Origin of the sequence: Aestuariivirga sp., from assembly GCF_046093005.1 — a bacterium.
Classification (GTDB): Bacteria; Pseudomonadota; Alphaproteobacteria; order Rhizobiales; family Aestuariivirgaceae; genus Aestuariivirga.
This window is the reverse complement of sequence record NZ_JBJTER010000161.1, coordinates 20,456-27,706: the sequence shown is the minus strand read 5'-3', so window position 1 is coordinate 27,706 and position 7,251 is coordinate 20,456. Positions and strand designations below refer to the sequence as shown.

At 65.5% G+C, this 7,251-nt stretch carries 8 protein-coding genes; all 8 read right to left on the bottom strand.

Features of this window, described 5'->3' with window-relative positions:
• Positions 1-586, bottom strand: a 586-nt coding sequence (locus tag ACKOED_RS13750) for an endonuclease/exonuclease/phosphatase family protein (protein WP_408917174.1), incomplete at its 3' end; no start/stop codon positions are given.
• Positions 587-732: 146 nt separating this feature from the next.
• Entirely contained in the window at positions 733-2,106 is a 1,374-nt protein-coding gene (locus tag ACKOED_RS13745; protein WP_408917173.1) for a hypothetical protein, read from the bottom strand.
• A gap of 2 nt (positions 2,107-2,108) precedes the next feature.
• Entirely contained in the window at positions 2,109-2,804 is a 696-nt protein-coding gene (locus tag ACKOED_RS13740) for an ABC transporter ATP-binding protein (RefSeq protein ID WP_408917172.1), read from the bottom strand.
• On the bottom strand, positions 2,804-3,499 hold the full coding sequence (locus tag ACKOED_RS13735) for an ABC transporter ATP-binding protein (protein ID WP_408917176.1): 696 nt from the start codon (positions 3,497-3,499) through the stop codon (positions 2,804-2,806). Before ACKOED_RS13735 ends, ACKOED_RS13740 begins: the two co-directional genes overlap by 1 nt.
• The gene (locus ACKOED_RS13730) at positions 3,496-4,446 is read right to left on the bottom strand and encodes a branched-chain amino acid ABC transporter permease (protein ID WP_408917171.1); all 951 of its coding nucleotides are present in this window, start codon (positions 4,444-4,446) and stop codon (positions 3,496-3,498) included. Before ACKOED_RS13730 ends, ACKOED_RS13735 begins: the two co-directional genes overlap by 4 nt.
• Positions 4,443-5,324, bottom strand: a complete 882-nt coding sequence (locus ACKOED_RS13725; RefSeq protein ID WP_408917170.1) for a branched-chain amino acid ABC transporter permease — start codon at positions 5,322-5,324, stop codon at positions 4,443-4,445. Before ACKOED_RS13725 ends, ACKOED_RS13730 begins: the two co-directional genes overlap by 4 nt.
• Before the next feature lie 82 nt (positions 5,325-5,406).
• Complete coding sequence (locus ACKOED_RS13720) at positions 5,407-6,711, bottom strand: ABC transporter substrate-binding protein (protein ID WP_408917169.1); 1,305 nt, start codon at positions 6,709-6,711, stop codon at positions 5,407-5,409.
• A 113-nt stretch (positions 6,712-6,824) separates the two neighbouring features.
• The gene (locus ACKOED_RS13715) at positions 6,825-7,250 is read right to left on the bottom strand and encodes a MarR family winged helix-turn-helix transcriptional regulator (RefSeq protein WP_408917168.1); all 426 of its coding nucleotides are present in this window, start codon (positions 7,248-7,250) and stop codon (positions 6,825-6,827) included.
• Position 7,251: the final 1 nt, after the last annotated feature.

The window sequence follows — 7,251 nt, the reverse complement described above, 5'->3', positions numbered from 1 at the left end:
CGTTGGTATCGCCCAGCAGGATGACCGCGCGGTCATCGACCGGATGAGCGGCTTCGAGAATGGCCTCAGCCTGGCGGGCGCGGGATGACGCAAGCAGGCCCAGATGCGCGCCGATCACGCGCATGGGCATGCCCTGCATGTCGAAATCGACGAGAACCGCGCCGCGCGGCTCGAAGCCCGGCAGCTTCATTTTGGTGACGCCGGTGACCAGCCCCTTGCGGAACAGGATGACATTGCCGTGCCAGCCATGGCTCAGCTTGCGCGAGCCTTCGTCCAGCACCGAGCGGTAGCCGCCCTTTTCGAGAAGCGCGCGCAGGTTCAGAAGTCCGCGGCGGTTGCCGAAGCGCTGGTCGGCCTCCTGTAGCGCCACGACATCGGCTTCCAGCTGCAGCACGACATCGACCACCCGTTCGGGATCGAACACGCCGTCGGTGCCCACGCATTTGTGGACGTTGTAGGAAGCAACCGACAGGGTGAGCGAAGGCGCGTGCCCGCCATGGGCCGGACGCTTCTGCCCGACTGGCGGCGGATGATGGTCCGCGTTGCGCGCCAGGTTCCGCCGCAGAGCCGGAACGATATGCTTCATGGCGGAGTGCCCCCGTTCGGCGGACCCCGGCGGGGGCCCATCTGTATGATCCATCTTGCGCCGTCTAAGTGCATGCTGAAAGGGGAAGTTTCAAGTGCGCCGTTGGTCACGGTTCACGGTCCATGAATGGCGCTGATCATCATGGATCAGGCGATCGACGGCGCGCCGAGCAGCCACAAGCCAAGCCCCGTATAGGCGACCATGCAGATCGCCAGCGGCAGTTCCAGCTTGAAGGCCTCAACGCGGGACGGCGTAGATTCGCTAACCATGGCATGCGCCACGGCAACGCCCACCACATGGCCGATGACGATGGCTGCGGTTTGGGTGGTGTAGAGGGCGAAGGCGCCGGATGCGGTATTCTGGAACGAGGCTGTGACATGAACGTGGCCTAGACCCAGGAACTGCGCGCCGTTCTGCAGCGGATCGTTGAGCGCCACCACCGCATATTGCAGGGCGAGCAGCGTGTCGCTCAGATAATGCGCGAAATGATAGGCAATTGAGATCGGGATCAGTGAGAACACCAGCCTGCCGCACAGGCGGCGCAGATCGCCCGTGCGGCCGGCCCAGGCCCAGCCCAGCGCCACCGCCGCGAAGAAGCCGCAGGCGAGAATCGCGAACGACGAGATGAGCCCCAGCGTGTTGGCCTCGAGAACCGCGCTGCGCCCGGGGTAGTCCAGCGGGTTGACGCCAATCATGGAGAGCCAGAGGAAGGTATTGGCGAAACCGTCGAAAGTGATGGTGCTGAGCGTGAGCAGAACGAACAGCACGCCGCTCGCGGGCAGGGCCGGCAGCGCCAGCAACCCCAGGCCAGGCCAGCGCCAGCCGCGCGGCCCCAGCGGGGCCGCGGCGCCCAGCTGCGAGAAGAACACCGCGAACGGGTCCGCCTTGCCCAGCCATTGCGCGGGGCCGAACAGCAGGATCGCCGCAACGCTCGCCAGCGCGTAGCACAACACCACGGCCGCCAGGATCGCCGGGTCCTCGGGTGCAGGAAACACCAGCTGGAACCAGGCAAAGGCAAAAAACACCCATACCGCCGGCCAGTAGGAGAGCCAGTCCGGATAGCGCAGCAGCGCTTTGCTGTCCCTGGTCCGCCAGCAACCTGTTAGCAAAGCATGGAGCCCGGTGAACGGATTGATCTTCGCCCAGAGATCGCCGAACAGGGGATGCAGCATGACGATCACCACCCACCACAGCGTCCAGATGGTGAGCGGCAGGAGGTTCTCCGCCGGGTCGCGCGGGCCCAGAAAGCCGATGATGATGAGAAAGCCGAGGATGACGGCGCTGATCAGGCTGAGGATGCGCCCGAAGGCGGGGCGCTCTGCTCCGCCAGCGGGAGGCAGGCGCAGCGTGCGGCCGGACAGCAGTGACAATGCGATGAACGAGACCAGCACCGCCAGCGCGCCGCCGGCCACCACATAGCCTGTCGGCAGCAGCATGACGAAGCCGCGGCCCGCGGCATGCGCAAACGCCGGGCCGGCGCCCAGCGCAGTCATGACCGCCACAAGCGCGATCAGGCGCATCGTCAAATGCCCACGTAACGGTCGATCAACGCCCGGTCACCGGCGAGCGCCTTGGCGGATTCGACACCGGTTACCCGGCCATTCTCCACAACGGCCACCCGGTCGGCAACCGGCAGCACGGCATCAACCCGCTGCTCGACCAGAAGCGTCGTCACGCCATGCGCCTTGAGATCGAGCACCGACTGGCGGATGCGGGCGATCATCGCGGGCATCAGGCCCTCGGTCGGCTCGTCGAGCAGCAATAGTCTGGGATTGATGCACAGGGCGCGGGCCATGGCGAGCATCTGCTGCTCGCCGCCACTCATCGTGCCGGCCCGCTGCGACAGGCGCTCGCGCAACAGCGGAAACAGCGTCAGCACATGCTCAAGCACGTCGGGGCCGGAGTTCCGGGTCATCAGCCCGACCCGGAGATTTTCCATCACCGTGGCGTCGGAAAACAGACGCCGCCCCTGCGGCACATAGCCGATGCCCTGGCGCGGCACCTCATGGGCGGGAAGCCTGGTGAGTTCGGCGCCATCGAGCATGATTGAGCCGCGCCGCGCCGGCACAAGCCCCATGATGGCCTTGAGCGCCGTGGTCTTGCCCGCGCCGTTGCGACCCAGCAGGCAGAGGATTTCGCCCGCCTGGGCGGCAAGCGAGAAGGACTTCAGCACCTGCGCCTCGCCATAATAGCAATCAAGATCGCGGATCTGGAGCATCAGCCGGTTCCCAGATAGGCGCTCTGCACGGCGGCATTGGCGCGGATTTCCGCCGGGCTGCCCTCGGCGAGGATGCGGCCCCGGTCGAGCACGGTGATACGATGGGCGAGCTCCATCACCACCGGCATATTGTGCTCGATCAGCAGCACGGTTGCGTCCCGCGCCACCTCCCGCACCAGACCGATGAAGCCCTCGATCTCGGCGTCGGAAAGGCCCTGGGTCGGCTCGTCGAGAATGAGCAGCTTCGGCCGCAGGGCAAGGCCCATGGCGACCTCCAGCAAGCGCTGGTGCCCATAGGAAAGGGTTCCGGCCCGCTGGCCGGCGCGGGCGCCAAGCCCGACGCGATCGAGAATCGCATGGTTCGCGCGGGCGCCCGGCTGGTGCGCGGCGAGCGCAACATTTTCCTCGGCTGTAAGATTTCCATAAATGCTGGTGATCTGGAACGTGTAGGCGATGCCGCGCTGCACCCGGCGGAAGGCCGGGAGTGCGGTTACATCCTCGCCCGCGAAGACGACCGTGCCGGAACTGGGCGCGAGCCGCCCGGAAATGAGGCTCACAAAGGTTGTCTTGCCCGCGCCATTGGGCCCGATCACCGCCCGCACTTCGCCCGCCGCCAGGCCGAAATCCACGTCCTCGACAGCTTTGAGCCCGCCAAAGCTGCGCGACAGATGGCGGGTTTCGAGAAGCGCGCTCATGGCAGCCACGGCAGAAGCCGCTCCCGCAACGTGCCGAGAATGCCTTTCGGGAAGAACAGCACCAGCAGGATCAGCGCGACGCCGACCACCAGCAGGCTCGCCGAGGTGAAGCCGCTTGCGAAATCGACGAGCAGGAACATCAGCGTGGTGCCCAGCAACGGCCCGAGAACCGTGGCAGCGCCGCCGAGCAGCGTCCACAACAGCGGATGGATAGAATACTGGATCGAGGCCAGTGTTGCGCCCGCATAGGCGAACATCAGCGCATAGGCCGCGCCCGCGAAGGCGGCGAAGGCGCCTGAGAGCACAAAGGCGATGAGCTTGTAGCGCGCCACGTCATAGCCCAGCATGGCGGTACGGCTCTCGTTCTCGCGGATAGCGACCAGCACATGGCCGATCCGTGAACGCACCACGATGAGGCAGATCGCGATGGCGAGAGCCAGGAAACCCAGCGCCAGATTGTAGCGCAGCACCGGATCGGCCAAGTCGGCCTCGAAACCGAGGAAGGAAAAGCGCCGCAGCTCGTCGGCAATCACGATGCCCTCGTCGCCGCGCGTGATGTCGCCGAAATAGAGCACCGTGAGAAAGGCCGCCTGGCTGAACATGAGCGTGACGATCATGAAAGCGACACCCGTCGCCCGCAGGGCGATGAGGCCGATGACGAAGGATAGGACGACACCAGCCATGAGCCCGAGCAACAGCGCCTGCGGTGGGCTGAGGCCTAGCCGCGTCGCGCCCAGCGCCGCGCCATAAAGGCCCGCCGCGAAAAACATCGCGTGACCGAGGCTCAGGAGCCCCGCGTAGCCGAACAGGATATTGTAGCCCAGCGCATAGATGGCCAGCACCATGATGCGGGTGAAGGTCAGCACCACATAATCGCTGGCCACGAATTGCAACAGCAACAGCGCCGCAATCACCGCCGCATGGAGCAGTATGACACGCACGCTCATCGGGCGGCGGTCCCGAACAGGCCTTGCGGCCGCAGCACCAGAACGAGCGCCACGGCGAGCGTGGCGATGATCGAGGCGAGGGTTGGCGTGAAGAACATCGAAATGATGCCGTCGGCAAGGCCGATCAGCAGCGCGGCGATCACGCTGCCCCGGATCGAACCGAGCCCGCCGATGATGACGACGATAAAGCTCATCAGCAACGGATCGAGCCCCATCAGATAATGCGCCTGCTGGATCGGTACGATCAGCACGGCGGCGATCGCCACCAGCGCGGCACCCGCCACGAAGACGGCGGCATAGACCTGGTTGACCGGAATGCCAAAGGCGGTGGCGGTCTCGCGGTCAAACTGGGTGACGCGCATGATGAGCCCCGCCCTGGTACGCGCCAGCACCCACCAGACGAAGAGCAGGAGAACGGCGGAAGCCAGCACCACGAACAGCTTGTAGCCAGAGAAGCCGAACCACGGAAAGGCGATCCGGTAGGTAAACGGCGCCGCCACCGGCTTGGCGTCGGCCCCGAACACGCTGAGCGCCAGCTGCTGGATGACGAACATCAGGCCGATGGTGGCGACGATCGTCGCTTCCGGATCGTAGCCGATGCGCCGCAACAGCAGCCGCTCGGTGACAAAGGCCAGGGCGCCGACCGCCACCGGCGCCAGCACCAGTGCTGCGAGAAAGCCGGCGAATGGGCCGCCCGGCGTGAGCTTGGCGATCCACCAGGCAAGCATGGCGCCCAGCATGAAGAATTCGCCATGCGCCACGTTGACGACGCGCATCACCCCAAACACCAGCGACAGGCCGAGCGCCGAGAGCGCCAGCACCGCGGCGGCCACCGTGCCTTCGAGAATGGCGAGCAGAAGATGGGGGAAAAAGGACAAGGGCGCCGCCGTTCGATCCTGCCTCGATGAAACAACATGGCCGGGCGCGATTGCCCGGCCATGCCGAATGCCAGCCGCGAGCTTAGAGCGGCATCTTGGTGTAGTCGGCTTCCGGCTCGTAGAGGCCTTCCTCGATGGTGGTGCGATAAACCACCTCACCGACGCCGTTCTTCACCTGGGTGATGTTCTGGTGACCGAAGCTCTGGTGGATCTTGCCATTGAACAGCTTGTCGCCCTGCGGGTGTTCGTTGCTCTCGGGTATCGTTGTGATCGCCTCGGTGGCCTCGATCAGCTTCGCCTTGTCGGCCGGGCCCTGATAGCCGGCGGCTTCCATCGCCTGCTTCAGGATGTAGAGCGTCTCCCAGCAGCCGAACATGTGGGAATAGGTCGAGATGTCCGCAGGATCGGCGACGCTGGCGCCGTTGGCGTCAACGCCCACCTTGCCGCGATAGAAGGTGTCGAATGCGGAGGGCTTGGCGCCGGCATAGCGCGGATAGGCCTCCCAGAGATAAGAGCCCTCCAGGAATTCGAGGCCGGGGCTCTTGAGGTCAACGGCTTCCAGGCTGTCGATAAAGCCGAACAGGGCGGGATGCTGAGACCCGAAATGCTCGCCCATTTCCTTGACGAAGGTGAGCACCGCGGGGCCCACCATGACGTGGTAGATGACCTCGGTGTCCGCCGGGATCTGCGGGAAGTAACGGGTGAAGGAACTCTCGGTGGGCGGGATCGGGATCAGCGCATTGACCTCGCCGCCCTGCGCCTTGATGGCGGCGGAGAAATAATCGCGGTGATCGTAGCCGAAGGCGAAATCCGGGAAGATCATGGTGACCTTCTTGCCCACGTTCTTGGCAATCCAAGGGGCCATGGAGATCACCTGGGACTTCACATCGGTGATGCCGGGCTGGAACGTATAGCGGTTGAGCGCGCCCGAGGCCACGTGATGGCCCTCGGACACCACGTAGTAGGGCAGCTTCAGCTCGCCGGCGCGCGGCGCCGAGCCCATCACCACATGGCTGAACAGCGTGCCGAAGGCGACGTCACATTTGTGCTGGGTGGCGAACTTCTCCACCACTTCGGCACCTCGGCCGGGGTCGGTGGCGTCATCCTCGGCGATGATCTCGATCTGGCGGCCATTGATGCCGCCCTGCTCATTGATCAGCTTCACGGCGGCGTTGGTGGTCTGCTCGTACCAGCGGCCATAGGCGGCGCCGATGCCGGTGCGGTGCACCTGGAAACCGATGCGGATGGGTTCCGACGATTGCGCCTGGGCATAGCGCACATAGCCGGGGCCGGCGAACATCGCCGCCGCGCCGGCACCCGCCAGCTTCAGGGCGGAACGGCGCGAGACGCGCTTGGTCTGAGGGACGATCAGTTTTGAATCCGGCATGGTTTCCTCCTGTGATTATGCGGGGCCTTTCGGGGCGGCCCGGTCTTTGCCGGGCCTGATCATAGCAAATTGATTGCGCCCGGATAGTGGCTTCAACCCGGGCCTCTGGCGCCTCACGCGATCCGCCGCAGAAGATCCAGAAGCCGCTTCTGCTCGGCGGGCTTTAGGGGGTTCAGGGTCTCGGCGGAAATCATCAGGCCGCGGCTGATCCCGTCCTCCACCAGGCGCTTGCCTTCGGGGGTGACGGCAATCAGCATGCGGCGGCCATCCTCGGGGTCGGGGCGGGTTTCCACAAGGCGGCGGCGCTGCAGGCGGTCGACGACGCCCTTGATGGTGGCGGCATCCATCGCCGTTTCGCGGCCGAGCAGGTTCTGCGACACGGTCTCGCGTTCTGCGAGCTTGACGAGGGCCGCCCACTGGGTGGGCGTCAGGTCGGCCACCATATGCGCGGCGAAGATTGCGCCGTGGCGCTGGCTCGCCCGGCGCAGCTGGAAGCCGATCTGGTCTTCCAGCCGGTAGCCGCCAGGTCCAGCGGTCATG

Coding starts and splice junctions, on each gene's coding strand:
- ACKOED_RS13745 (WP_408917173.1), bottom strand. CDS start 2,106: ATGCGCCTGATCGCGCTTGTGGCGGTCATGACTGCGCTGGGCGCCGGC.
- ACKOED_RS13740 (WP_408917172.1), bottom strand. CDS start 2,804: ATGCTCCAGATCCGCGATCTTGATTGCTATTATGGCGAGGCGCAGGTG.
- ACKOED_RS13735 (WP_408917176.1), bottom strand. CDS start 3,499: ATGAGCGCGCTTCTCGAAACCCGCCATCTGTCGCGCAGCTTTGGCGGG.
- ACKOED_RS13730 (WP_408917171.1), bottom strand. CDS start 4,446: ATGAGCGTGCGTGTCATACTGCTCCATGCGGCGGTGATTGCGGCGCTG.
- ACKOED_RS13720 (WP_408917169.1), bottom strand. CDS start 6,711: ATGCCGGATTCAAAACTGATCGTCCCTCAGACCAAGCGCGTCTCGCGC.
- ACKOED_RS13715 (WP_408917168.1), bottom strand. CDS start 7,250: ATGACCGCTGGACCTGGCGGCTACCGGCTGGAAGACCAGATCGGCTTC.